Source organism: Bacillus sp. BS3(2021), assembly GCF_021043345.1.
GTDB classification, from domain to species: Bacteria; Bacillota; Bacilli; order Bacillales; family Bacillaceae; genus Bacillus; species Bacillus paralicheniformis.
Map to the genome: position 1 here is coordinate 455796 of NZ_JAJNDM010000001.1, position 26079 is coordinate 481874.

Annotated in this window: 25 protein-coding genes and 2 pseudogenes; 22 read left to right on the plus strand and 5 right to left on the minus strand. The window is 46.8% G+C overall.

The genetic code is table 11. The annotated features are described in order from the left end of the window. Window positions 1-42: 42 nt before the first annotated feature. From atpG to LQ247_RS02250, 9 genes are all read left to right on the plus strand, one after another. The gene (gene atpG / locus LQ247_RS02210) at window positions 43-897 is read left to right on the plus strand and encodes an ATP synthase F1 subunit gamma (RefSeq protein WP_020453256.1); all 855 of its coding nucleotides are present in this window, start codon (window positions 43-45) and stop codon (window positions 895-897) included. A 25-nt stretch (window positions 898-922) separates the two neighbouring features. Further along, the gene (atpD, locus tag LQ247_RS02215; RefSeq protein WP_020453255.1) at window positions 923-2344 is read left to right on the plus strand and encodes a F0F1 ATP synthase subunit beta; all 1422 of its coding nucleotides are present in this window, start codon (window positions 923-925) and stop codon (window positions 2342-2344) included. A gap of 23 nt (window positions 2345-2367) precedes the next feature. Beyond that, window positions 2368-2763, plus strand: coding sequence for a F0F1 ATP synthase subunit epsilon (locus LQ247_RS02220; RefSeq protein ID WP_020453254.1), 396 nt, complete (start codon window positions 2368-2370; stop codon window positions 2761-2763). Between the two features lie 382 nt (window positions 2764-3145). Beyond that, a complete protein-coding gene (locus LQ247_RS02225; protein WP_003186001.1) occupies window positions 3146-3379 on the plus strand; it encodes a DUF1146 family protein in 234 nt (77 codons plus the stop codon). 136 nt (window positions 3380-3515) lie between these two features. Further along, a complete protein-coding gene (locus LQ247_RS02230) occupies window positions 3516-4259 on the plus strand; it encodes a YwmB family TATA-box binding protein (protein WP_105979552.1) in 744 nt (247 codons plus the stop codon). Between the two features lie 32 nt (window positions 4260-4291). Further along, window positions 4292-5602: a UDP-N-acetylglucosamine 1-carboxyvinyltransferase gene (gene murA, locus LQ247_RS02235; RefSeq protein WP_023857084.1), complete on the plus strand. Its 1311-nt coding sequence runs from the start codon at window positions 4292-4294 to the stop codon at window positions 5600-5602. 196 nt (window positions 5603-5798) lie between these two features. Next, window positions 5799-6815, plus strand: coding sequence for a stage II sporulation protein D (spoIID, locus tag LQ247_RS02240; RefSeq protein WP_023857085.1), 1017 nt, complete (start codon window positions 5799-5801; stop codon window positions 6813-6815). 316 nt (window positions 6816-7131) lie between these two features. Beyond that, a complete protein-coding gene (locus LQ247_RS02245) occupies window positions 7132-7818 on the plus strand; it encodes a VWA domain-containing protein (RefSeq protein ID WP_023857087.1) in 687 nt (228 codons plus the stop codon). Window positions 7819-8188: 370 nt separating this feature from the next. Continuing rightward, a complete protein-coding gene (locus LQ247_RS02250; protein ID WP_023857089.1) occupies window positions 8189-8881 on the plus strand; it encodes a VWA domain-containing protein in 693 nt (230 codons plus the stop codon). Between the two features lie 50 nt (window positions 8882-8931). Here LQ247_RS02250 and LQ247_RS02255 read toward each other — a convergent pair whose 3' ends face one another. Both LQ247_RS02255 and LQ247_RS02260 read right to left on the minus strand, forming a co-directional pair. Next, window positions 8932-11283, minus strand: a complete 2352-nt coding sequence (locus LQ247_RS02255) for an FdhF/YdeP family oxidoreductase (RefSeq protein ID WP_224066760.1) — start codon at window positions 11281-11283, stop codon at window positions 8932-8934. 33 nt (window positions 11284-11316) lie between these two features. Further along, window positions 11317-12579, minus strand: coding sequence for an L-lactate MFS transporter (locus tag LQ247_RS02260; RefSeq protein WP_231005517.1), 1263 nt, complete (start codon window positions 12577-12579; stop codon window positions 11317-11319). A gap of 266 nt (window positions 12580-12845) precedes the next feature. On the opposite strand from LQ247_RS02260, the gene fdhD reads away from it, so the two are divergent. The 3 genes from fdhD to LQ247_RS02275 all read left to right on the plus strand — a co-directional run bounded on the left by fdhD (window position 12846) and on the right by LQ247_RS02275 (window position 15309). Then, on the plus strand, window positions 12846-13637 hold the full coding sequence (gene fdhD, locus LQ247_RS02265; RefSeq protein WP_023857093.1) for a formate dehydrogenase accessory sulfurtransferase FdhD: 792 nt from the start codon (window positions 12846-12848) through the stop codon (window positions 13635-13637). 14 nt (window positions 13638-13651) lie between these two features. Then, the gene (gene moaA, locus LQ247_RS02270) at window positions 13652-14677 is read left to right on the plus strand and encodes a GTP 3',8-cyclase MoaA (protein WP_048350588.1); all 1026 of its coding nucleotides are present in this window, start codon (window positions 13652-13654) and stop codon (window positions 14675-14677) included. 152 nt (window positions 14678-14829) lie between these two features. Beyond that, complete coding sequence (locus tag LQ247_RS02275; RefSeq protein WP_023857096.1) at window positions 14830-15309, plus strand: hypothetical protein; 480 nt, start codon at window positions 14830-14832, stop codon at window positions 15307-15309. A gap of 38 nt (window positions 15310-15347) precedes the next feature. Here the strand turns inward: LQ247_RS02275 and LQ247_RS02280 are convergent, their stop codons facing one another. After that, complete coding sequence (locus LQ247_RS02280) at window positions 15348-15731, minus strand: GRAM domain-containing protein (protein ID WP_229129223.1); 384 nt, start codon at window positions 15729-15731, stop codon at window positions 15348-15350. 175 nt (window positions 15732-15906) lie between these two features. Here LQ247_RS02280 and LQ247_RS02285 point away from each other — a divergent pair, with 175 nt between their 5' ends. Together LQ247_RS02285 and LQ247_RS02290 are read left to right on the plus strand one after the other, a co-directional pair. Next, a complete protein-coding gene (locus tag LQ247_RS02285; protein WP_020453242.1) occupies window positions 15907-16308 on the plus strand; it encodes an Rrf2 family transcriptional regulator in 402 nt (133 codons plus the stop codon). Window positions 16309-16377: 69 nt separating this feature from the next. Then, window positions 16378-16547: pseudogene (locus LQ247_RS02290) on the plus strand (SOS response-associated peptidase family protein); the annotation flags it as partial. Window positions 16548-16620: 73 nt separating this feature from the next. Here the strand turns inward: LQ247_RS02290 and LQ247_RS02295 are convergent. Continuing rightward, window positions 16621-17133: a GNAT family N-acetyltransferase gene (locus tag LQ247_RS02295; RefSeq protein WP_025810650.1), complete on the minus strand. Its 513-nt coding sequence runs from the start codon at window positions 17131-17133 to the stop codon at window positions 16621-16623. A gap of 193 nt (window positions 17134-17326) precedes the next feature. On the opposite strand from LQ247_RS02295, the pseudogene LQ247_RS02300 reads away from it, so the two are divergent. Then, window positions 17327-17530: pseudogene (locus tag LQ247_RS02300) on the plus strand (NAD(P)-dependent oxidoreductase); the annotation flags it as partial. Between the two features lie 45 nt (window positions 17531-17575). On the opposite strand, the gene LQ247_RS02305 reads toward LQ247_RS02300, so the two are convergent. Next, window positions 17576-17962: a DUF5362 family protein gene (locus LQ247_RS02305; RefSeq protein WP_231005659.1), complete on the minus strand. Its 387-nt coding sequence runs from the start codon at window positions 17960-17962 to the stop codon at window positions 17576-17578. Between the two features lie 332 nt (window positions 17963-18294). Between LQ247_RS02305 and btr the strand changes: the two genes are divergently transcribed. The 7 genes from btr to dhbC all read left to right on the plus strand — a co-directional run bounded on the left by btr (window position 18295) and on the right by dhbC (window position 26076). Further along, window positions 18295-19890 carry a bacillibactin transport transcriptional regulator Btr gene (btr, locus tag LQ247_RS02310; RefSeq protein WP_023857100.1) on the plus strand — a complete coding sequence of 532 codons (1596 nt, stop codon included), beginning with the start codon at window positions 18295-18297 and terminating at the stop codon, window positions 19888-19890. Between the two features lie 91 nt (window positions 19891-19981). After that, window positions 19982-20938: an iron-hydroxamate ABC transporter substrate-binding protein gene (locus LQ247_RS02315; protein ID WP_105979558.1), complete on the plus strand. Its 957-nt coding sequence runs from the start codon at window positions 19982-19984 to the stop codon at window positions 20936-20938. A gap of 17 nt (window positions 20939-20955) precedes the next feature. After that, the gene (locus LQ247_RS02320) at window positions 20956-21960 is read left to right on the plus strand and encodes a FecCD family ABC transporter permease (protein WP_020453237.1); all 1005 of its coding nucleotides are present in this window, start codon (window positions 20956-20958) and stop codon (window positions 21958-21960) included. Further along, on the plus strand, window positions 21953-22972 hold the full coding sequence (locus LQ247_RS02325; RefSeq protein WP_231005519.1) for a FecCD family ABC transporter permease: 1020 nt from the start codon (window positions 21953-21955) through the stop codon (window positions 22970-22972). The genes LQ247_RS02320 and LQ247_RS02325 overlap by 8 nt, the downstream gene beginning before the upstream one ends. 40 nt (window positions 22973-23012) lie before the next feature. Further along, complete coding sequence (locus LQ247_RS02330) at window positions 23013-23861, plus strand: alpha/beta hydrolase (RefSeq protein WP_231005521.1); 849 nt, start codon at window positions 23013-23015, stop codon at window positions 23859-23861. 220 nt (window positions 23862-24081) lie between these two features. Next, window positions 24082-24861, plus strand: a complete 780-nt coding sequence (locus LQ247_RS02335; RefSeq protein ID WP_035400343.1) for a 2,3-dihydro-2,3-dihydroxybenzoate dehydrogenase — start codon at window positions 24082-24084, stop codon at window positions 24859-24861. A gap of 24 nt (window positions 24862-24885) precedes the next feature. Next, a complete protein-coding gene (dhbC, locus tag LQ247_RS02340) occupies window positions 24886-26076 on the plus strand; it encodes an isochorismate synthase DhbC (protein WP_230368290.1) in 1191 nt (396 codons plus the stop codon). The last annotated feature ends 3 nt before the right edge of the window (window positions 26077-26079 follow it).

Genomic DNA, 26079 nt, shown 5'->3' on the forward strand with positions numbered 1-26079 from the left:
AAATTCGGAGTGAATTTGAAAACAAAAAGGTGGTGAAACCTTTTGGCCTCATTACGGGATATTAAATCCAGAATTACTTCAAATAAAAAAACGAGTCAAATCACCAAAGCTCAGCAAATGGTTTCTGCCTCAAAGCTGAACCGCGCTGAGAGTAAAGCGAAATCGTTCGTTCCATACATGGAGAAAATGCAGGAAGTCGTTGCTGATATTGCGCTTGGATACACCGGAACGCATCCGATGATGTCGAGCCGTCCCGTGAAGCGGACCGGCTATCTGGTCATCACATCTGACCGCGGACTTGCCGGCGCTTTTAACGCTAACGTTCTCCGCAAAGCGTACCAGAAAATCCAGGAGCGCCATCAGTCAAAAGACGAATATGCGGTCATCGCGATCGGAAAAATGGGACGCGAGTTCTTCAAAAAACGCGGCATCCCGGTTATTTCCGAAATGACCGGCATCAGGGACGAAGTTTCCTTTCCAGAAATTAAGGATTTGGCGAACAGTACGATACAAATGTTTATCGATGAGACATTTGATGAACTTTACTTGTTCTACAACCACTTTGTCAGCGCGATTTCTCAAGAGGTGACGGAGAAAAAGCTGCTGCCATTATCAGATATCGCGCCAAACAAAAAAAGAACTTCCTATGAATTTGAACCGGACGAAGAAGAAATTTTGGAAGTGCTTCTGCCTCAGTACGCTGAGAGCTTGATTTTCGGCGCGATTCTGGACAGTAAAGCGAGTGAACATGCTGCGCGGATGACAGCGATGAAAAACGCAACGGACAATGCGAAAGAGCTTATCGCTGACCTCGAACTGTCTTACAACCGTGCTCGTCAGGCGGCGATTACGCAGGAGATTACGGAAATTGTCGGCGGTGCAGCTGCCTTAGAATAGAAAAAGCTTGTCAGGAGGGATAGAGATGAAAAAAGGACGCGTTAGCCAGGTATTGGGACCGGTCGTAGACGTTCGTTTTGAAGACGGTCACTTGCCTGAAATATATAATGCGATTAAAGTTACACATAAAGCGCAGAACGAGAATGAAGTAGATATCGAACTTACCCTTGAAGTAGCGCTTCACTTGGGTGATGATTCAGTTCGGACGATTGCAATGGCTTCAACTGACGGTGTTACACGCGGAATGGAAGCCATCGACCTGGGAGAGCCGATCTCCGTTCCGGTCGGAAACGTGACACTCGGCCGCGTATTTAATGTACTCGGGGAAAACATCGATTTGGATGAGCCGCTTCCGGCTGATGCTGCCAAAGATCCGATTCACAGAGAAGCTCCAACATTTGATCAGCTATCAACCGAGGTTGAAATCTTAGAGACGGGTATTAAAGTCGTCGACTTGCTCGCTCCATATATTAAAGGCGGAAAAATCGGTCTTTTCGGAGGAGCGGGAGTTGGAAAAACCGTCTTGATTCAGGAGCTAATCAACAACATCGCTCAAGAGCACGGCGGTATCTCTGTATTCGCGGGTGTCGGCGAGCGTACGCGTGAAGGAAACGACCTTTACTATGAAATGAAAGATTCCGGCGTTATCGGCAAAACGGCAATGGTCTTCGGTCAGATGAACGAGCCGCCTGGTGCGCGGATGCGCGTTGCCTTGACAGGACTTACAATGGCAGAGCATTTCCGTGATAAAGAAGGCCAGGACGTATTGTTCTTTATCGATAACATCTTCCGATTCACTCAAGCCGGATCTGAAGTATCTGCACTTCTTGGACGCATGCCGTCTGCGGTTGGTTATCAGCCGACGCTTGCAACTGAAATGGGTCAGCTTCAGGAACGGATCACTTCTACAAATGTCGGTTCCGTTACATCGATTCAGGCGATCTACGTTCCTGCCGATGACTATACTGACCCGGCACCGGCAACAACGTTCGCTCACTTGGATGCGACAACAAACCTTGAGCGTAAGCTGTCTGAAATGGGTATTTACCCTGCGGTTGACCCTCTGGCTTCAACTTCTCGTGCACTTGCGCCAGAAATCGTCGGAGAAGAGCACTATCAAGTGGCCCGCCAAGTACAGCAAATCCTGCAGCGCTATAAAGAGCTTCAGGATATCATTGCGATTCTCGGTATGGATGAGCTTTCTGACGATGATAAGCTTGTCGTCAGCCGTGCGCGCCGCGTACAGTTCTTCCTATCGCAAAACTTCCACGTAGCTGAACAGTTTACAGGACAAAAAGGTTCTTACGTTCCTGTCAAAGAAACGGTAAAAGGCTTTAAAGAAATCCTTGAAGGTAAGTATGATCACCTTCCAGAGGACGCTTTCCGTCTTGTCGGCCGAATCGAAGAAGTTGTCGAAAAAGCGAAAGAAATGGGTGTAGAAGTATAATCTGGTCCTAGGAGGGTAAAAGCATGAAGACCTTAAAAGTCAATATCGTTACTCCCGACGGCCCAGTATACGATGCGGATATAGAAATGGTAAGCGTTCGAGCAGAGAGCGGTGAGCTTGGTATTTTACCCGGCCATATTCCGACGGTTGCTCCGCTAAAAATTGCTGCAGTCCGTCTGAAAAAAGACGGTCAAACTGAGCTGGTTGCCGTCAGCGGGGGCATAGTTGAAGTCCGCCCTGACCATGTCACCATTCTGGCCCAGACGGCGGAAACATCTGAACAAATTGACAAAGAACGCGCCTTGGCCGCAAAACGGCGTGCCGAGGAACGTTTGCAAAAGCATACGCCAGATGTTGACATTATTCGGGCAGAGCTTGCTTTAAAACGCGCGATTAACCGGTTGGATGTTGCGAGATAAAGATGAGGATCCTTCCCATATTAAGGATGGGAAGGGTTCTTTTATATTCATGATTAAACAGAATTGAAAATGTTAAAAAAAGTTCATAAATTGTTCGCCTTTTTAGTTTGAATCTATCTATAATACAAAATAGTAAGCTATGTTCTCTTCCGCCAGAAAGAGGATGTAAGACATTCAAGCAAACTCCTCAACATTGGCCTCAGGCAACAGAGGATCACTCCATCTATGGGAAAAAGTTCTATCCATGAACGTCTTAACATGAAACATCAAAACTGTTAAAATGACTTGAAATGACCGGCATTATTCCTTTATCCCACAGCAGAAGAGACTAGGCAGGCCGGAGCCACCAAACCGGCTGGAACGTAAGGAGGCGTCATCAATAATGGAAGAGATCGGACAACAGGCTGCTGTCAGTATCATCGTTCATCTTTTTTTTATTGCATTGACTTGGTGGGCTCTTCTGGCGGTCAATATTGATCCGCTTATCAGGAAAGGAAAAGTCATTCAGGCGAGGGTGTTAATGATCATCATTACAATCGCCGTCGGCTCCACCGTCAGCAATTTTTTCCTGGACTATCTTTATTATTCCAGACAGCTTCAAAATTTATTTTCATGATTGAGTAAAAGAATTTTTGGGAATGGACAAATGTGGGTAACGCCGCATTCCGCAAAATCACCGGGGGACCTTGTTTTTCCACGTATGCTTTTCCTACGATCCGTCAACAATGGAGAGTAGGAGAGGATGATGCGGAATGAAGACAAAACAAACGGTTAATGCCCTCATTTTTATTGTGGTTTTATTTTTAATTGTTCATGTCTTTCAATCGCTTGAAGCAGCGGGCAATACGCCGCTGGAACAGCTGGCGGAAGGTTTGAGCCGCCATGATGTCGAGCTTGAAGAATGGACCCTGCACACAAAAAAGCAGCTTACCCTAAGTGAAAAAGATTTTTTTGCAAAACTGAAACATTTCAAGAAACAGCATCGACAATATCAATGGACTATAACGCGGGGAGACGATGATACAGTTAAAGCAACAGGTGTTTTTCAGGACAAAAAAAATCACATCAATTCCAAAATACATTTGGTATCCACCCACAAAAACCAGAGACTTGTTTCGTATTTATTGTATGAGCAAAAAGGCGCGGGACCACGGGAAAACTGGAATACTACATATAAGCAGTTTGAACGGGATGCATTCGACATAATGCGAGAAAAGACCGCAATTTTTACTTGTCTAAAGGGCCATTTAAATGGTATGATGAATGTTGTTTTGCAAAAAAAAGCAAATGAACTAGTACATGAATTTGATGCAAAGTCAGTTGAAGATTTAATCGAACCAAATTTCGTTTCTATTTCTGCTTACACTAACGAGTGGAAAGAATCCATCAAGACAGAAAAACACCGTATGAATCTGCAAGTCTCGCTTAGAAATGCGGGAATGGGCGAAAAACTTACCGTCACGGTTGGCACACCAATCGTCACGACTGAATATTAATATAGAGAAATTGGGACGCGGAGGGGAATACCTTGGAAAAAATCATCGTCCGCGGCGGTCGAAAGTTAAACGGCACAGTCAAAGTTGAAGGAGCAAAAAATGCCGTTTTACCAGTTATCGCTGCATCTTTATTAGCCAGTGAAGAAAAAAGCGTAATATGTGATGTGCCTACGCTCTCCGATGTATATACGATTAACGAAGTGTTACGTCATTTAGGCGCAAGTGTACATTTTGAAAATAATACAGTAACGGTTGATGCATCTCGCACTTTGTCTACGGAAGCTCCGTTTGAATATGTTCGTAAAATGCGCGCATCTGTATTGGTGATGGGTCCGCTTCTTGCTCGCACAGGTCACTCGAGAGTGGCTTTGCCTGGAGGATGTGCAATCGGTTCAAGACCGATCGATCAGCATCTGAAAGGCTTTGAAGCAATGGGCGCAAAAATTAAAGTCGGAAACGGCTTTATTGAAGCGACTGTAGAAGGCCGCCTTCAAGGCGCAAAAATTTATCTTGATTTTCCTAGTGTCGGAGCAACTGAAAACCTGATCATGGCTGCAGCTTTGGCTGAGGGCACGACAACGCTCGAAAATGCTGCTAAAGAGCCTGAAATCGTTGATCTGGCTAACTATATCAATGCAATGGGCGGTAAAATTCGGGGTGCCGGTACAGGCACCATTAAAATTGAAGGCGTTAAGGCGCTTCATGGTACAAAACATACCATTATTCCTGACCGGATCGAGGCGGGTACGTTCATGGTTGCCGCTGCGATTACCGAAGGGAACGTACTGGTAAAGGGAGCGGTTCCTGAGCACTTAACATCTTTAATTGCGAAAATGGAAGAAATGGGCGTTCAAATCATGGAAGAAGGAGACGGTCTTCGGATCATCGGTCCTTCTGAATTGAAGCCTATTGATTTAAAAACAATGCCACATCCAGGTTTCCCGACTGATATGCAGTCTCAGATGATGGCTCTTTTGATGCGCGCAAATGGAACCAGCATGATCACAGAAACCGTCTTTGAGAACCGCTTCATGCATGCGGAAGAATTCCGCCGTATGAACGGAGATATTAAAATCGAAGGCCGTTCTGTCATTATTAATGGTCCTGTGCAGCTTCAAGGTGCTGAGGTGGCCGCAACGGATCTTCGCGCCGGCGCAGCTCTTATCCTTGCTGGCCTTGTCGCTGACGGTCATACGCGCGTAACCGAATTAAAACATTTAGACCGGGGATATGTCAACTTCCACCAAAAACTTGCCGGTATCGGTGCTGATATTGAGCGCGTTAACGATGAAGAAGCGGTTCATATTGAAAATAAAGAAGTTGTATCCGATTTAAACGCATAAATCAACGTGAAATCAGTATGTCATCCGGCATACTGATTTTTATGTTTCAAGTATTCTATATCAGTATGCCTCCCATATCTATCATTATGCACAAGAATGGCTTTTAAAATACGCAGCCGCAGTTGAAAAGTACAGTCATATTAGCTTGTCCCCGCCCATAAAATGAAAGAGACAAAACAGAAATGGGGGCACTGATTTGAAACAGCTATTTATTGTACTAGCAGGAATCTGCATGCTGATTTTACTCATACCAACACTGCTTGTCCTCCCTTTTCACGGGGGACCGGGGGCAATCAAAACAGAAAAGCACGCTCAGCAACACGAGGAAAAAAAGAAAGTCACCTTAAAAGAGTCTCCCGTTTCAATTCCGGTCTACAGAACGGCTGACCGGAAAGTTGAAGACATTCCGCTTGAAGAGTATGTCATTGGTGTCGTTGCTTCGGAAATGCCGGCTGATTTCGATATCGAAGCTTTGAAAGCACAAGCGCTCGCGGCCCGCACATATATTGTGAGGCAAATGGTATCAGAGCAGGCTGTCCGATCGCCGAAGGGCTCGCTCGTCGATGATACGCAGATGTTCCAGGTGTATAAAAACAAAGAAGAGCTCCGCAGGCTGTGGAAGAAAGATTACGATTGGAAAATCAAAAAAGTGACCGAAGCTGTCGCCAGTACGCAAGGCAAAATTTTAACCTATGATCATAAGCCAATTGACGCTTCGTTTTTCTCGACGAGCAACGGGTACACCGAGAATGCGGGGGCTTATTGGACAAGTGATATTCCGTACCTGCAAAGCGTGAAAAGCTCCTGGGACACAAAGTCGCCGAAATTCCTGAACCACAAAACGTTTACTGTCACTGAATTTGAACAAAAGCTCGGCGTGAAGCTGCCCAGCTCAAACAGCATTGGGAAGATCACTGAAAGAACGCCGGGAAAACGCGTAGCGACTGCTGTCATTAATGGAAAGAAGCTTGAGGGAAGAGATATTCGTGAAAAGCTCGGCCTCAAATCGGCAGACTTTGATTGGAAACGCGACGGGAATCAGATTACCGTCACGACGAGGGGTTTTGGACATGGAGTAGGAATGAGCCAATACGGCGCACATTATATGGCGAAAGACGGCAAGAAAGCGGAAGCCATCGTCAAGTATTATTACAAAGGAACAGCCGTATCCAATGCTGATGAATTTTTAAATAAATACATGGCGAAAAAATAATAAAGAGACGTCTGCCTCATTGGCGGCGTCTTTTTGAATGTCATCAAATTTGGCATTCTCATGAAGTTGATGTGCGCCAAAATATTATACAAATATTGCAAGAATCATGTGCCGGAGGGCTTGCTGAACAGCGTCAAAAGGCCGTGAATCTCTTGTCAATATAAGGGTTCACAGGCTATAAAGTCTATTTTATCTGCTTGTTGTATGCTGAAATGAATAACGAGGAAAAGGAGACATGCCCTATTTATTTCTCCCTGGTGTTCTTCTACGATATTAATGTGTTAACGACTTTATTTAAGAAAGGGGAAAGGGAGAAATGAAGAAGAAGCTGACATTAGGGATTTTGACCGCTATGGTTCTTAGCCTTGGTTCACCTGCTTTCGCAGCTGAGAAAAAACAGGAGGTAACAGTTGCTGAAGATTCGCCTAACATCGCGATTATGCTTGATGCAAGCGGCAGCATGGCTAAAAAGATCGGCGGAGTCTCAAAATACGAGCTTGCCAAAAATGAGGCGTTCAGCTTTGGTTCAAAGCTTGAAAATGCAAACGTGCTCATGAGGGTTTTCGGTTCAGAGGGAAACAATAAAAACTCCGGAAAAGTACAATCCTGCAATGCAATCAGAGGAGTGTACGGATTCCAAACGTATGACGAGCAAAGCTTCCGCAATTCATTAAACGGCATCGGACCGACTGGATGGACACCGATCGCAAACGCGCTGCAAGATGCCAAAAACGCGCTTGACCAGCAGAACAACAACGGGAAAAACGTCGTCTATCTGCTGACAGACGGTGAGGAAACATGTGGAGGCAACCCGGTAAAAGTCGCAACAGAACTGCGCAAATCTAATGCGGTTGTCAACGTAATCGGCTTTGATTATGAAGGAGATTTTCACGGACAATTGACAAGCATCGCAGCAGCCGGCGGCGGTGAATATTTCCAAGCAAAAACCAAAAATGACATCAAAAGAATTTTCACTCAGGAAGCAATCGAGCTTTCTAAATAAACTGGAAAAAAGCTGTGGACATGTTTCCGCAGCTTTCCTTTTTTGATGAAAAGATTGTCAAAAGTCAAGTAAAACACTTTACAAATATTAAGTTATTGTTTCAGAACGTTGAACCCCGCTGAATCCTTTGGAGGGGTAATTTGTCGTAACTGTTGTTTTATTGGGACGAAAACGGTCTTTTAGCGGACTTTTTTGGTAGGACTTAAGTGGAAGTGTCGGTCGATTATCGTAAGGATTATGAAGAATTTGTGAATTTGAAAAGGAGATCCGGCCTATTTATTTCTATCAAGCCTTCTTTTACGATGTTGGTGGACTAGATCTCATGCGGAAGTTCGGTCCGAAAAAAAGTGCGGAAAGGAAAGTGAGAAAGGTGAAAAAAAGGTTTACTCTGTTAACAACGTTCACCATGCTTTTGTCATTGGCTCCGGCTGCTGCTTTCGCGGCTGAAGACGGAAATGCGGACAACAGCAAAAAAGATGTCAATGTTGCAGTTGTGCTTGATGCAAGCGGCAGCATGGCACAAAAGGTTGAAGGAGAAAGAAAATTTGATATTGCCAAAGAATCCGTAACCGACTTTGCTGACCTGCTTTCAAGCGATGCGAATGTTATGCTGAATGTGTTCGGACATAAAGGCAACAATAAAAACTCCGGAAAAGAACTATCTTGCGGTACGACGGAAACCGTCTATGATCTGCAACCGTTTTCTTCCAACTCGTTCGAAAACGCTTTAAGCGGAATTAAGCCTACAGGCTGGTCTCCGATTGCAAAATCTCTTTATGATGTAAAAGAAGATCTTGCCGATAAAGATGGTAAGAATTATGTTTACATCGTGACAGACGGTGAAGAAACATGCGGAGGAGACCCTGTTCAGGCAGCGAAAGATCTGCGCAAATCCAACATTAAAACAATCGTCAACATTGTTGGACTTGATGTGAAAACCGTGAAAGAAAAAGCTAAGCTTAAAAAAGTAGCTGCTGCTGGCGGCGGAAAATTGATTGAAGCCGACTCAGCTTCTGATTTTAAAAAGGTATGGAAAGAAGAAGGCGTAAAACTGTCTCAGTAACTCCGTACGAGAGCGGGACGGCCGCAGTGCCGTCCCGACCTTCTGTTAAGCTAATCTGTCGACATTTCGAGTTCTTCGATTCGTTTTTCTGCATAGCGCGGATCTTTTCTTGAATGGAAAATCTCCGCCTTTTCAATCATGACCGCCGTGTTGTATTCCGGAATACGGGCATGGTTTTCGTATACGCCTTTAGGGATCAGGACATTTCCTTCCGGCCAGTAGACCGCAGTGTTTCCGCGTTGTACGGTGGCATATTTTGCCCGGCCTTGGAAAGTTCCGTAGCGGTTGAATAGAACGATCGCTTCTCCATCTTGAATATAAAGCTCCTTGGCATCTTTTGGATTGATCATGACATCCCGGCGATCTGCCGCGTTGAAAGGATCTTTTTCACTATAAATCATCGAGTTGAACTGTTTTCCCCTCCTTGTCGTCACGAGAAAGCGTCCTTCAGTTTGTCTGTTTTCAGGAAGATCGACGGGGATCAGGTTACCCTTACCGTCTGCCGTCGGACACATCCCGCCTTCACAAAGCCAGGCGCCGCCCCATTGAAAGACATCTCCGCGTTTTTTTAAATGCTGAATCCCGTCATAATTCCGGTTGGCAGCAGCGATTTCTTCACGGATTTCTGCAGCGTCGTCAAAATGGATCAGTTCTTTGTCTGCGGGCCGAACCCGTTTGGCAAGATCCATATAAATTTCCCATTCAGAACGGGCTTCTCCGATGCGCGGTCCTTTAATTTCAGGGCTGAAATAGACCATCCGTTCCGTACTGGTCGAGGTTCCTCCGCCAGGCTGTTCATATCTTGTCATTGCGGGGAGAATGATAACTTCTTCTTTGGCATCGACAAGGGTGGAAGTATTGAAGATGATGTCCTGATGGACTCTCATCTCAACTTCCTGTAATGCTTTTTTGATAAAATCGGGGTTCGGCATCGTTTCCAAAAAGTTGCCTCCGCTCGTATAAAACACTTTTACTTTTCTTTCGCTTTCGTTCGGCAGCAGCATGTTTTCGATTGTCTGGCCGATCGTATCGCCTTGCCAAGTCGGTATACGGAAGCCCCAAATCTTCTCGATCCGTGCGGTAGTTTCTTCGTCAAAATCACCGCCTGGCAGGACGAAAGGATCGGCACCCATTTCGCCAGAACCCTGCACACCGCTGTGCCCTCTGATCGGCATAAGGCCGCAATGCTTTCTGCCGATGAATCCTTGTAAAAGGGCGAGATTTGCCACCTGTGAAATGTTGTCGGTCGCAAAACGGTGCTGTGTGAGTCCCATGCTCCAAATGAAAACGCCGGTTTTCGCCCGGGCCAGCAAGATGGCGAATTCTTTCATTCTATCTTTCGATATGCCGGATGACTCTTCAAGCGTCTTCCAATTTTGTTTTTCGATATGCTGTTTAAGCTCATTGAATCCGTTTGTGTGTGCTTCGATAAAAGCGCGGTCAATGCTTGAACCGGGGGCCTCCCGTTCCATTTCAAACCAGTGCTTCATTACCCCGTTCATAAAGGCAATGTCGCCGCCGATATTGACTTGGTATACGTCATCAGTGATTTTGGTGCCGAAAAGGGCGCTCTCAGCTATCGATGGAATCCAGTATTTCTCCATCGAAGGTTCCAGGTACGGGTTGATCATAATGATTTTTGTTCCCGCTTTTTTGGCGGCATACATGTATTTTGTTGACACCGGCTGGTTATTGGCGGCGACAGATCCCCAGAAGACGAGGACATCCGTCCCGATCCAGTCTCGGTAGCTGCAGCTTGAGGCGCCGATGCCAAGGGACCTTTTTAAAGCCGTTTTGCTTGGCGAGTGGCAGATCCGCGAGGCGTTGTCAATGTTGTTTGTGCCGATAAACCGAGCCGCTTTTGCGGCTGTATAGTATACCTCATTCGTAATACCCCTGGCCGTTAAATAAAAGGCGAGCTGTCGTTTATCAATCGATTTGATTTTGTCCGCGATTCGGCTGAGTGCTTCGTCCCATGAAATTCTCGAAAACGACCGTTCTCCTTTTTTTCTCGACAGCGGATAAGGGATACGTCCGAGCTTTCTCAGCTCGGTGCTATCCAGCTTTCTCAGCTGTTCAATGTCGGCGGACAGCCATTTGTCCTCGATCGCAGGCATCGTATTTAAGCGGAGGACGTTCAGCCGCGTCGTGCATAGATGAGGCCCTGTGAGCGTCTGATCACGGAGCCCGGATACACCGAGCGCACAGCCGTCGCACACGCCTTGCGTCAAAATTCTGTAGGCGTACGAAAGGTTGTCTTTATTGTCCCACGCCGTTTTCATCGTATCTCTGATATGCTTTGGCTTTACCTTTCCGAGTCCCAGCGGCGCCCAAGACGCCCACAGTTTTGGCGCGGGTTTTTTATTCAGCTTCATCGGACCTTCATGCTTTGTTTTTCCCATTCCATTCTCTCCTTTCCAGCGGATACTGCCAGATCATCCTTTTATCGAGTTTGAGACATGAACCGCCGCTTTTTTTCGCAACTGTTTAATGTCGGTTCTAATGAAGATCGAAATGAACAGGCCGATGGCGAACAGTGCTGCGAAAACCGTCAGGCTCTGGCTGTAGCTTCCTGTTGCATCACGCACCCAAGAAGAGAACATCGGGCCCGCAAGTCCTGCCGCCGCCCATGCCGTTAAAATGTATCCGTGAATTGCACCGAGCTGCTTTGTTCCGAACAAATCCCCGATATAAGCCGGAATTGCGGCAAACCCGCCTCCATAGCACGTATAGATCAATGCCATCAAAACAGAGAAGACGGCCTTGTCAGAAATAAACGGCAAAAGCGGAAAGGCGATCAGCTGTACAGCGAAAAAGACGGTATACGTATTCGGCCGGCCGATGTAATCAGATGCTGAGGCCCAGCCGATCCGCCCTAAGCCGTTAAATGCGCCCAAAACGCCGACGAGAGCGGCAGCAGCGGCGGCGGACATGCCCGCACTTTCCTGCGCCAGCGGCGAAGCGATGGATATGATGGCGATTCCGCACGTAACATTAATAAAAAGCATCAGCCATAAATAATAAAAGCGTTTCGTTTTAATGGCTTCATTTGCCGTCAGCTGGGAAATATCGGCGCTTTGCGCCTTTCCGTTTTTTTCGGTTGAAAATCCTTCAGGCTTCCAGCCGTCTTCCGGCGGAGCGAGGTAAAGCGAAGACAGCATCATCACAAGAAAGTAGCAAATGCCGAGAATAAAAAAGGTATTGGCTATACCGACCGCTGAGATCAGCATCTGCATGATCGGGCTGCTAATCAAGGCCGCAAATCCGAATCCCATAATGGCTAGCCCCGTAGCCAAGCCGCGGCGGTCAGGAAACCATTTAACAAGCGAAGATACGGGCGTAATATAGCCGACGCCGAGTCCGATTCCTCCGAAGACGCCGTAAAACAAATAAAGCAGGGGAAGGGAGCCGATCTGAACGGCGAAGCCTGAAAACGTCACGCCAGCTCCGAAGAAAAGAGCGGCGAGCATGCCTGCTTTTTTAGGGCCGTGCTTTTCGACGAAGTGCCCCAAAAATGCGGCTGAAAGACCGAGAAATAAAATAGCGATGCTGAACGTCAGGCTGATCTGGCTGAGGCTCCAGCCGAAGGTTTCAGCGAGCGGGTTTGTAAAGACGCTCCATGCGTATACAGACCCGATAGACAAATGAATACCTACAGCACATAAAGCAATGAGCCACCTGTTTTTCACTTTTTTCATGCGAGAACCTCCTGTGGAAAAGAAAGGCTTGTCATAAAGACAGAAGGCTGCCGGGGAGCGATTGTTTGAAAGCGGTTTCCGGGGTTGCTGCGAAGAAAGGCAGTCTGTTTGAAAAGTGTATATTTTTTGAACTTTTAAAAAATAATATCATGTTTTCAAGCTATCAACAAGATGAAGCTTCCAAATTTGACCTGACGGTTGTGAAACGGCATGATAGACGAGTATAGTAATAGATATGATAAGAAACAAAGGGGCGGGGTTTATTCATGGGGAAAAACATCACAACAAGCCGAAAAATTTTCCGTTATGATAATGGAGAGATGACACAGCAAGAAGATCAGATGGCAACGGAATTCCCCCTGACTGTCATGGTGAACGGTGAGGAATTTGTCACGCTTGTTTGTTCGCCGGACAGCCTGGAAGAACTGGTGATCGGATTTCTCGCGTCTGAAGGTGTGATCCGATTTAAAAATGAGATTAAAAGGTTTACAATAGATGAAAGTCTCGGATTCGCATATGTCGACCTTGTCAGCTCAAAAAAGCTGGTACTGAAGGATTACACGAAGCGGGTGATCGGCTCCTGCTGCGGAAAAGGGCGGCATTTTTATTTCCAGCAGGACGTCAAAACCGCAAAAACGGCGATTGACGGCGTGACCATTACGCCTGAGAACTGTTTGGCGCTGATGCGCGACATGCAGAAAAACAGCAAGCTTTTTCGCCATACGGGGGGCGTTCATAATGCCGCTTTGTGCAGCACTGACAAGCTGATTGCAGTCAGATCTGATATCGGAAGACATAATGCGCTTGATAAATTGTACGGATATTGTCTGCTTCACCAGGTCCCTGTGCGCGACAAGCTGATCGTGTTCAGCGGCAGAATTTCTTCGGAAGTGCTGCTTAAAGCCGCAAAAATCGGGGTTTCCGCGGTCATTTCCAAGTCGGCGCCGACCGAGCTGGCCATTCAAATGGCAGAGGAGCTGAATATCATGACGATTGGTTTTGCCAGGAACCGGTCATTTAATGTATATACGCATCACGAGCGAATTCAGTTAACATAAAGGAGGCAACAGGCGTGAACAACAACAGTGAACAAGTTTTGGATCAGAAAAGCCGGCCGCTTCGGGATTTAAGAATTTCTGTCACCGACCGCTGCAACTTAAGATGTACGTATTGCATGCCTGCCGAAATCTTTGGACAGGATTATCCGTTTTTGCCAAAAGGCGAACTGTTGTCCTTTGAAGAGCTTGAACGATTGGCCAAGCTGTTTGTTCATCAGTTCGGGGTGGAAAAAATCCGCCTCACCGGCGGCGAGCCGTTGATGAGAAAAGATATGCCGGAATTAGTCGGGAAGCTTGCGGAGATCAAAGGGATTCGCGATATTGCGATGACGACGAACGGCGTTCTGCTGCCGGTTTACGCTGACAAGCTGAAAAAAGCGGGGCTGAAACGGGTCACGGTCAGCCTGGATTCCCTGGATGACGAACGTTTCAAAGCGATCAACGGCAGAGGCGTCTCCGTCAGCAAGGTGCTGGCCGGAATTGAAGCGGCGAAAGAGGCCGGACTCGGCGTCAAGATCAACATGGTCGTCCAAAAAGGGGTCAATGAAAAGGATATTTTGCCGATGGCCCGCTATTTTAAAGAAAAAGGCCATATCTTGCGGTTTATTGAGTTTATGGATGTCGGGAACACAAATGAATGGAACCGTCAGTCAGTGGTGACAAAAGCGGATATCATCCGGATCATCAATGAAGACATGCCGGTTGAACAGATCGACCCGAACTACAAAGGAGAAGTCGCCAAACGGTACGGATATCTGGACGGTTCAGGAGAAATCGGTTTTATCTCTTCTGTATCCGATGCTTTTTGCAGCACGTGCAACAGAGCAAGACTATCGGCGAAAGGCGAGCTTTTCACATGTCTTTTCGCATCGAGCGGGTTTGATTTAAGAACTCTGATCAGAAGCGGGCAGACCGATCAGGAGCTGGTAAAGGCGATCGGCACCGTCTGGCGGAATCGCGATGACCAATATTCGCTCGACCGCGCTCTTTCAAAAGCGGCTCCGCGGAAAAAGGTTGAAATGTCCTATATAGGAGGATAATTGACCGCCTTGGAGAGAGCCGTCCATTGAAAAGATGGGCGGTTTTTTTTATGCTTCGGAGGCCGGCTTGATTTGCATATTGACAGGTTTGATACGGGGGGAAAAGCGGAAATTCTTTAAAAAACATGGGCTGAAACAGAAAGGATGATTGAATGTTCGGACTGCAGGATATTGTCAAATTCTTCTGGTCGTTCTTGATCGTTTTTCCCGCCGTGTCGGTGCTTCATGTCTTGGGCCACAGCGTCATGGCGGTGTTGTTCGGCGGGAAATCTTCGCTTGAAATCGGGATGGGCAAAAAATTGCTGAAAATCGGCCCTGTGCAAATCAGAAGTGTTTACTTCATGGATTCCTTCTGCAAATACGGAGATCTGAAATACGATAACCGTTTTACGAATGCGATGATTTATGCCGGCGGATCGCTGTTTAATTTAGCGTCTATTTTTATTGTCAATCTGCTGATTATCAAAGACATCATACCCGAAAATATTTTTTTCTACCAGTTTGTTTATTTTTCAACCTATTATGTATTTTTTGCTCTGATTCCCGTGAGATATTCCGAAAATCATCTTTCTGATGGAATGGCAATTTATAAAGTGCTGAGATATGGGGAGAAGTACGAGATTAATAATTGAGTATGCCGGCTGCGGGCACAACCCGAAGCCGGCGTTTTTCAGACATGCATGATGTCTTCAGGCAGTTTCCTTAGCTTTCGAACGGATTCGATGAATGTTTCCAAAGGATCACAGCCGCTAAAATATTGAAATGCTTCCCGATCCCCGTTGTTCATCACGACGAGGTGATCGCCTCCTGTGATCAGCCCTTTTTCGCGGCGGAACGAGGAGATGGTATCAAAGCGGATGTCAAGGTGAAAAGGGGCGCCAAACAGAGAAGAATAAAACATGAGCCGCCTGTCAGTGGCCGCAAGCACGCCTCTGTAAGGAGTGTAACGTGCAGACAGTCTCGCGTTATAAGCGCAAAGAATAATAGATCTGATCTCTTCATTCGGCTCAAGCCGGACATCCAAAGCTGCTTTTCCTTCTGCTATCTCTTTCATTGAAAAACACTCCTTTCATCAATCAATACGAAAGATCCTATGAAAAAGTTCCAAAGTGAGACATGAAGGTGGTTTGAAAAAAATTTTATTTATTCTTACGATTATTAAGGATATGATAATAGTTGACAAAAAACTTATCCTGTAACTATAATAATTACATCGGTGGTGAAAACTTATGGTGAACACCCGTCTTTCAGTGGCCATTCATATTTTGTCTTTAATCGCTGCAAACCCGCGGGAATCTTCGGAAATGATCGCCGGGAGCGTCAATACGAACCCGGTTGTGATCAGACGCATGATCAGCCAGCTCAAAAAAGGCGGTATTCTGACGTCGCGGCCGGGAGTGGCCGGGGCAACCCTGAAAAGAGATCCTGAAGATATATCTCTGCTGGATATTTACCGCGCGGTTCAGCCGCAAGAGGAATTGTTTGCGATTCATGACAAGCCGAATCCAAACTGTCCGGTTGGAAGACAAATTCAAACAACGCTTGACCAAACGTTTCACAGCGTTCAGCAGGCGATGGAGAACGAATTGGCCAGCAAGTCTCTTAAAGACGTCTTAACTCATCTCTTTTAAATAAGAGATGATGTTTCATCATCAACATGTAACTTATTTTGTTACAAATAAGGAAATATTATTGATGACACATCCACAATCATCACAACACAGCCTTATGAGGCCTATGGTGGACATTCATGATCGTATGCCGGTTATCCTTACTGATGAGAATGAAAAGGGAGGGCTCACCTAAAACTGCATATCTACAAAGCTTGCTGCAGCCATATGATGTTGATGTAGGGAAGCATATCGCTTAATATATCACCTTCGCTTAGCTACTATGTTCTAAGTAGTCGGTGATATTTTGTTGTATCGCCAATTCAACATCGTTCAATTCCACTCTTCCTTTAAAATAGCGTAATAATATTCATCCCACCATTCATTGTCTTTGGGAATACATTTTTTAAAGAAGCCTTCTCTTCTCATTCCAATCTTCTCCATCACTCGGTATGATGGAATATTCTCAGGTTGACACGTAGCTATAATCCTATGTAAGTTCATTTCTTTAAATCCATATTTCAAGATAGCTTCTGCTGCTTCAGAAGCATACCCTTTATTTTGATATTTACGATTAAACACCCACCCGATCTCATATGTATGTTCACCAAAATACTTATGAAAAACAATATGGCCTATAAGTAAATCTTCATCCATTAGTATGACAGGGAATTTTTCAGCGTTATTCCCTTTGTTTTTATTTACAAATGCCTTTGCATCTTCTTCAGTAAAAACGCCTTCCGGTATATACTTCATCACATTAATATCTGATGTATACTCATATACAGCTTGCCAATCTTTAAATTCAAATTCACGTATCAATAACCTTTCTGTTGTGATATGCATGAAACGAACCTCCCATCACTCTTTATTTCGATATTAAGACAACAATGACCTCTTTAAAGACGATCCTTATTCAACAATCTGGCACAAAGCAAGTAGCTCAGCCTGTATCTTCATGCAGACTTTTATATATGCTTTTGATTGATCTCATCATCATCCTTGTTCTTATGTACTAATCGTTTAACTTTCCGATGTTTTTTCGTTCATCTGCCCGGCGGCAATTTTCGACCTGGAAGGAAAGCGAACAGGTTCATATCAAAAAGGTCAGGAAAACTTAATCGTAAACGCCGCCGGAGAAAGCTACATCAGCTATGCAGACTATTCCATTGCAGTGGTGGACGAGGCTGAAAAAGGCGAGCATATCAATGAGCGTTTCACTGTTGTCGGTGAAGCCGAATAATAAAAGCCTGTCTCGGGATCAATTCCCGAGACAGGCTTTTGATTTTCATTCATAATAATAAGGATCATACCCGCTGTGTAAATCGGTAAGAATACCTAAAAAGATCAGGAAGAAAAAGACGACTATGCATAAAATAAAGATCACAATAATGGATAGTAAGAAGAAAAATTGCCATTTCATAAACTTCACATAGTTATCAAGCAAGGCTTCATGCGGTTCTTGCGGCATGTCATCACTCATTTTCTGAGCGGCGTTTGCCGATTTTATAAGGTAGATCCCCGAAAAAATCATCAGCACACCTGGAGCGGCTCCGATGATAAGCAAAGAAATTCCGAAGAAGGCATAGATGCCTCCGCCGATAATCATAAAAACGCCGGTTATTTTCCCCCATTTTGCAATCGCATCAAGCGATTTTTTCATGCTGGATGTCATTTCCAAAATAAGAAGTCACGCCTTCCCTTTAAATATAGTAATTTCTCTATAGTTATACACCAGGCAAAAAGATATTGAAATGATAAGTATTGATTTTTTATTATATTTTAAAGTGCACATTGGGCAGATGACCGCACTGACAACATTATTCCCCAATAAAAGCGACTGTGTTATAGTAAATCGTAAGAAGCATATTGCTATAAGTGATGTGAAATGCACCTTGCAAACTGGTATTTTGTGCCGGACCAGAACCCCGCAACCAATTTACCATATTGTTTTAGGGGCATTTTTATTTTTGTGATATTACTGGTGTTAAGAAAGGCGGTTTTTCTATGAAATCTTCTTATTTCTATCGTCTCTTGCAAGTCGATCATATAAGAAAGCCCGGCGATCTTCCGGATGAACAGCAGCTGGCAGACTCTTTTGTTTTGATCTTTCACTTGAAGGGTGAAGGGAGAATTGATATACAGGCATCAGGCAGTCCGCTCCAAAAAGAAACGCTGTATATTGTTCCGCCTTATGAAACATTCGGAATCACAGCTTCATCAGCTGAAATCAGCGGGTATCTCATCAGGCTGCAGCCCTACAGCTATGACGACCGCCGCCTGACACTTGAAGCAGACACCGATCCTGACGTTTTTTCCGACCTTCAGATGATGAATGTCCATTCTGTCGGAAATCTGGCCTCCCGCCTTCAGGAACTTTCCGCCTTATGGCCGGCATCTTCAGCACTCCAGGAGCTGAAATGCCAAGCAGACCTGCAGCAGCTTTTGTACGATATCTATTCGGCTAAACTGACCCATCCCGAAAACACCGCATCAGCCATAGGAAAAACAAAGGAGTATATTGAAGAGCATTCAGATGCACACCTGACGCTTGATCAACTCGCGCAAATGGCCGGAATCAGCGCGAAGCACTACAGCGAAACGTTCAAAAAGCTGTACGGTCGAAGCGTGACAGAGTTTATCACTGAGACTCGGATGACGAAAGCAAAGCAGCTGATGGCAAAAGCAAGCTACAAGCTGAGGGAAATCTCAAGCCAAATCGGGTATCAGGATGAATTTTATTTCAGCAGGACATTTAAGAAGCATACGGGCTTATCCCCGACCGTTTATATGAAAAAAAGGCGCAGGAAACTGGCGGCCTACGGCCAGAATACGATCGGTCAGCTGATACCGCTGCACCTCATTCCTTACGCAGCTTCTCTGCATCCGAAGTGGACATCGTATTACTATAAACATTACGCGGCAGATATTCCGGTTCATCTGAGCGCTTACCGCTTTCACGAGCCGTGGGAAGAAAACCTGCGGACATTGTCATCGGCTGCCCCTGAGCTCATTATCAGCATGGACAGCGTGTCTCACGAGGAACGGAAACAACTCCAGTCGATCGCCGATGTCTTCTTTTTGCCTTCACAGGAACAATGGAGGAGGCATTTTATGCTGACCGCATCCCATTTGGATGAAGAAGCGGAGGCTCAGAAATGGCTGCTGTCTTACCAGCGTCTCACCGAAACCGCAAAAGAAACGCTTTATCCAATCTGCGGACGCCGAAGTTTTTTGTTTTTGCGCCTGCATAAACACGAGATTTATCTGGCGCATAACCGCTCTGTTCAAGATGTATTTTTCGGCGACCTTGGCTTTGAACCTGCTGTATCGCTGGAAGAACCGATTGACCGGTCCGTCTCCATCGAAACGATTGCGGCATATCAGCCGGATATCATCATGATTTTCATTTTTAAAGAGCCCGAGACGCTGGCATTCTACCGGGAGCTGCAGCAGTCGGCTGCATGGCAGGATTTGAAAGCGGTGCGGCATCACCGGGTGTATCAGGTGAATTCAGATCCTTGGCGGGAATATTCCGCATGCAGCCATGAACGAATCATTCGCCAGGCGGTTCGGCTGCTGTCCGGAAAAAATCCATTTTAATTGCCGGATATAATCCATGGTGTTATCGAAGAGGCAACCCTATAATTTTAATTGATAATAGTTATCAATTAAATCAGGGGGTCTCAGTCAGATGAGAAAACTATCAATCTTATTATTTATTCTCCTTCTCGCGTTTGGCGCAGCGGGATGCGGGAACAGCAAAGAAAAGGCGGGCGGCGATGGCAAGAGCTCAGCATCAGCTGAGAAAAGCATCGAGTACCTCGATCATACATACAAGGTGAAGACCCCGGCCGAACAAATCGTCATTACGGGAAGCGTGGAATCGATGGAAGATGCCAAGCTTCTGGATGTTCACCCGGCCGGTGCCATTTCCTTCTCCGGAAAGTTCCCGGACCTGTTCAAGAGCATTACTGACAAAGCAGCTGCCGTCGGTGAAAAAACAGAACCGAATCTGGAGAAAATTCTTGAGCTTAAACCGGATGTCATCCTGGCTTCAACGAAATTTCCGGAAAAAGTGGTGAAAAAACTGGATAACATCGCGACGACGATTCCTGTTTCCCACGTTTCTTCAAACTGGAAAGACAATTTAAATCTGCTGGCTGAACTGACAGGCAAAGAAGATAAAGCGAAGCAGATTATTTCGAATTATGAAGCAGACCTTAAGGAAGCAAAAACAAAGCTTGAGAAAACGGCCAAAGATACAAAAGCGCTCGTTGTCAGAATTAGACAAGGCAATGTCTTTATCTATCCGGAAGACGTATTCTTTAATTCCACATTATACGGCGAGCTCGGCTTCACAGCTCCAAAAGAAGTCAAGGCGGCAAAAGCCCAGGAGTTGGTTTCTTTAGAAAAACTGAGCGAAATGAATCCGGACTATATGTTTGTTCAATTCTCTGACGATGAGAATGCAGACAAGCCGAATGCGCTGAAAGATCTAGAGAATAATCCAATTTGGAAAAGCATTTCTGCAGTGAAAAATGACCATGTATTTGTCAATGCTGTAGATCCGCTTGCGCAGGGCGGCACGGCATGGAGCAAGGTTGAATTTTTAAAGGCTGCAGCTGAGAAATTGGCGCAGAACAAATAGAAAAGGTTTCTTGAACGATGCATTCAAAGCAAATGACCCGCATCATTATGATTTCTGCTCCGTTTGCCATACTGCTGTCCGTTTTTCTGTCGGTATGTTACGGTGCAAAACAGCTTGAGCCCGAAGTGATTTTTTCAGCGCTGCTGCATTTTGATCCGGGCAACACAGATCATCAAATCATTTGGCATTCCCGCCTTCCGCGCGCTGCCGGCGCTCTTTTAATCGGAGCGGCGCTGGCGGTGTCCGGTGCGCTTATGCAGGGTATCACCCGAAATTATTTAGCTTCTCCGTCGATTATGGGCGTTTCCGACGGATCAGCATTTGTGATCACGCTGCTGATGGTGGTGATTCCGGGTTCGACCTCCCTGGAGATGATGGGCTATTCGTTTATCGGATCAGCCGTTGGCGCCGGCCTCGTCTTCGGCCTCGCCTCGGTGATTCCAAACGGTTTTATGCCGGTTCAGCTTGCCATCATCGGAACGGTCACAAGCATGCTGCTCAGCAGTCTGTCAGCGGCGATGTCGATTTACTTTCAAATTTCCCAGGACGTCAGCTTCTGGTACAGCGCCAGGCTGCATCAATTGAATCCCGAGCTGCTGAAGTATGCTGTGCCGTTTTTTGTGATCGGCATCATTCTGGCGCTCTCTCTCAGCAAAAAAGTGACAGCTTTATCATTGGGAGATGACATTTCCGAAAGCCTTGGTCAGAAAAAGCAGGCCGTCAAATGGACAGCGATGGCAGCGGTTGTCATTCTGACAGGCTGCTCCGTCGCCATGGCGGGAAAAATTGCTTTTGTCGGACTGATTGTACCGCATATTACGCGTTTTCTCGTCGGGGCGGATTACAGCCGGATGATTCCATGCTCCTGCGTTCTCGGCGGCATTTTTTTGACGCTGGCCGATCTTCTCAGCCGGCTGCTCAACTATCCGTTTGAGACACCGATTGAAGTCGTCACTTCGGTGATCGGCGTTCCTTTCTTCCTTTATTTGATCAAAAGAAAAGGAGGGGAGCAGCGTGCCTAAAAAAGTTGCAGTCATCTATGCTGTTTTTATTGTGCTGATTCTCACAATCTGTTATCTCAGCATAACAATAGGATCGTTTGCCGCACATCCGGCTGAGCTGTTATCAACATTGCTTCACATCAATCCGAATGAGCAATACGCCATTCTTCTTTTTGAGCTGCGTCTTCCAAGGATTGTGACGGCAGCACTCGTGGGTCTTGGGCTCGGCATTGCCGGTTCCGTTATCCAGGCGATGACAAGGAACGGACTGGCTGACCCGGGAATCCTGGGGATTAATGCCGGTGCGGGTGCAGCAATCGTCGGCTACATGCTGATCTTTCAAGGCCAGACTGAAACGACAAGCCTGCTCGCTGCAATGGGGATGCCATTCTTCGGCTTGATCGGGGGCATTTTGGCGGCGATATTCATTTTTATGTTTGCCTGGCATGGCGGCAACTTGGATTCGGGCAGAATTATTCTCGTTGGGATCGCGATCAATTCGGGTTTCAGCGCTATTTCGCTGTACCTGTCATTGAAGATGAATCCGAATGACCACGAAATGGCCATGGTTTGGAAAAACGGGAGCATCTGGTCAGCGAATTGGACGTATATTCAAGCGGCACTGCCGTGGCTGCTGCTTCTCATCCCATTCCTGCTGACAAAATCCGGCCTGCTCGATACCATTCGCTTTCATGAAGATACGGTGAAGAGTCTCGGCGTATCCGTCAATGTTGAAAAAGTGGTGCTGCTGACGGCTTGTGTCGGCATCATCAGCGCCTGTGTGGCTATCTCTGGAAGCATGGCATTTGTCGGCCTGATTGCTCCGCACATCTCGCGGAGGCTCGTCGGCGTTCTGCACCGCCACTCATTGCTGTTAAGCGGATTGATCGGGATGTTTCTCGTATTGTGCGCTGATTTTGCCGGAAAGCTGCTGTTCCAGCCGTCCGAAGTGCCGGCGGGTATCATCCTCGCCATTTTCGGTGTGCCTTACTTCTTATTTTTACTGTTTAAACAAAAAAAGACGGTTCATTAGACTGTTTTTAGCTCAATCAAAGAGGGGAAGGGAGAATCACATGGCTCAAGAAAAACTTCAGCAGTCTGTCAATGCTGCTGAATGTATTCCGGTGGCGATACCGGGGACAGAACAGCGGTGCATGCGTTCAACGGATGGGAGCCGCACATACCGGATTTTTATTGCGAAACCATTTGTGGAACCGCCGCCCGCAGGATATCCCGTAATTTATCTGCTTGACGCCAATTCCGTGTTTGGAACAATGGTGGAGGCATTGCGGATGCAGTCGCGTCGTCCCGATAAAACCGGCGTCGTGCCGGCCGTTATCGTCGGCATCGGCTATGAAACCGACGCTCCCTTTGACCGGGGGCGATATTACGATTTTACTCTGCCTGATTCGGGCGCCGAGCTGCCCAGGAGACCTGATGGAGCAGACTGGCCGGAGCCGGGCGGGGCGAAAGCTTTTCTGTCCTTCATCGAACAGCAGTTAAAGCCGGAGATCGAACAGGAATTCACGATTGATGTGAAAAGGCAGGCGATTTTCGGTCATTCCCTTGGCGGACTTTTTGTTCTGCAGACCCTGTTTACAAAACCGGCCCTGTTTCAGACATATATCGCCGGAAGTCCGTCCATCCATTGGCATCCGTCCTTTTTTGATGAAGAGCATGACTTTATTTCGAAGCTGCAGGAAGCGGATGGCGATGTAAAGGTATTGCTCGGGGCGGGAGAGCTTGAAAAGACGCATAAAAGCGGGATGAACGACAATGCAAAAAGGCTGGCCGCCCGCTTGGCCGCCTTGGAAAAGCAGGGGATTCGTGCGGAGTACCATGAATTTAAAGGGGAAGGTCATATATCGGTTCTGCCTGTGTTAATCAGCAGAGCGCTCCAGTTTGCCTTCAAGCCTGTTTGACAGCGGGGCGCTTCCGGCGCCCCGAGCTTTAAGAAAAGATAAGAATGGATAACAGATAATATACCATGAGCATGATACGGATAAACAATCGAAAACGATTTGACCGTTTGCATTTATTGGTATATTATATTTTTAATTGATAATGATTATCATTATCAATTAAGGATTTAGCTGGCAGTGACTCTTTGAGACTTTGGAGCTGCCGTTTTTAAGAAAGGAAATGATAAGAGTGAAAGGCAAGGTTGCTTTGGTGACTGGGGCTTCGCAAGGAATCGGCAAAGAAGTGGCTCTGTCGCTTGCTGAACGCGGGGTGTTTGTTGCCGCAGCTGATCGAAATCGAAAAGGGCTGCTTGAACTTGAAGCCGAACTTGAACGAAAAGATCTGCAGGGTTCCGGTTTTGCCGCGGATGTGGGAGACAGTGCCGCCGTCGATCAGCTTGTGGCCCATGTTGAACGAGAGATCGGTCCGATAGACATGCTTGTCAATGTAGCCGGCGTGCTCAGAACGGGTCTGATCCATTCATTGAGTGATGAAGATTGGGAGAAGACGTTCAGCGTCAACTCTACCGGGGTTTTTAACGTATCGCGTGCCGTCGCCCGCCGGATGATTCCGCGCAGAACTGGAGCGATCGTGACTGTCGGATCAAATGCGGCGGCAGTGCCGCGTATGCATATGGCCGCCTATGCGGCCTCTAAGGCGGCCGCTTTAATGTTTACGAAATGTCTCGGCCTTGAACTTGCCGAGTACAATATCCGCTGCAATATCGTATCGCCCGGATCAACCGATACGCCGATGCAGCGGTCGCTATGGCAAGGTGAGGAAGCTGCGCAAGGCGTAATTGAAGGATCACTTGAAACATTCAAAACGGGAATCCCGCTCGGAAAATTGGCTTCGCCAGCTGATATTGCAGATGCTGTAGTATTTTTGCTGTCTGACGGGGCTCGTCATATTACGATGCACGATTTGCGCGTCGATGGCGGAGCAACGCTTGGAGCCTGATTCAATCTAAAGGAGGTTTTAATGATGATAGAACGTCATGTCGTGTCAGAAGCGCTTGCCGATCAGCTGTTGAAGGAATATCAGGCCGGAGCTTCATTCTTTTTCTCTTCCCCTGAGCGGACCATTCTGGCGGAAGGTGTTTTGGCTTCTGTTTCTCAAACGGAAGAGCAAAGCCTTGCTCAGCGGGCTGCGGAAGTTCTGAAAAAAGCGAGGGAGAACGGGCAGAAAAATCCGATGGTGGTCGGAGCTGTACCGTTTGACGATGCAAAGCCGGCGCAGTTAACCGTGCCGGTCGAAGCGTGGCAGGCGGGGCCGCTGACATGTGAAGAAGACGGTAAAGAGGAGCCTGAACCTGCCCTGTACCCCTATGATATCGAGCAGATTCCAAGCCCGGAAGCGTATATGACCGGGGTCAGACGAGGGTTGGCAGGTATAGCAGCAGGAGAATACAGTAAGATCGTCCTTTCCCGGTCATTGCAGCTGACCTCGCCGATCAAAGTCGATATCGGTCAATTGCTGCGAAATCTTGCCCGCCGCAATACAAGCGGGTACAACTTTGCCGTTGACTTAACCGGGCAGTCGCCGGAAGCACCTCGTACCACTTTGATAGGCGCAAGTCCTGAGCTGCTTGTATCACGGTCCGGGTTCCGCGTTACGGCAAATCCTTTAGCAGGTTCAAGACCTCGAAGTGATGATCCTGAAGAAGATCGAAGAAGGGCGGCTGAACTGCTTGCTTCTCCTAAAGACCGTCACGAACATGCGGTCGTAGTCGAAGCGGTTGCTTCCGCGCTCAAGCCGTTTTGCCGAAAGCTGGAGGTGCCGGAACCATCGCTGATCAGCACGCCGACGATGTGGCATCTTTCAACTGAATTGAAGGGAGAGCTTACAGATCTTTCTGTATCATCATTAGAGCTCGCCGCCGCTCTACATCCGACGCCCGCTGTTTGCGGCACGCCGACGAATGCGGCGAAAGAAGCGATTAAACAGATTGAGCCGTTTGACCGCGGATTTTTCACAGGTATGGTCGGCTGGTGTGACGCGGACGGTGACGGTGAATGGGTCGTAACGATTCGCTGTGCTGAGGCGGAGGAACACGCGCTGCGGCTGTACGCAGGCGCCGGAATTGTCGCCGGATCGAAGCCTGAAGAAGAACTTGCCGAAACGTCTGCAAAGTTTCGGACGATGCTTCTTGCGATGGGAATGAACAGTGAATAACGG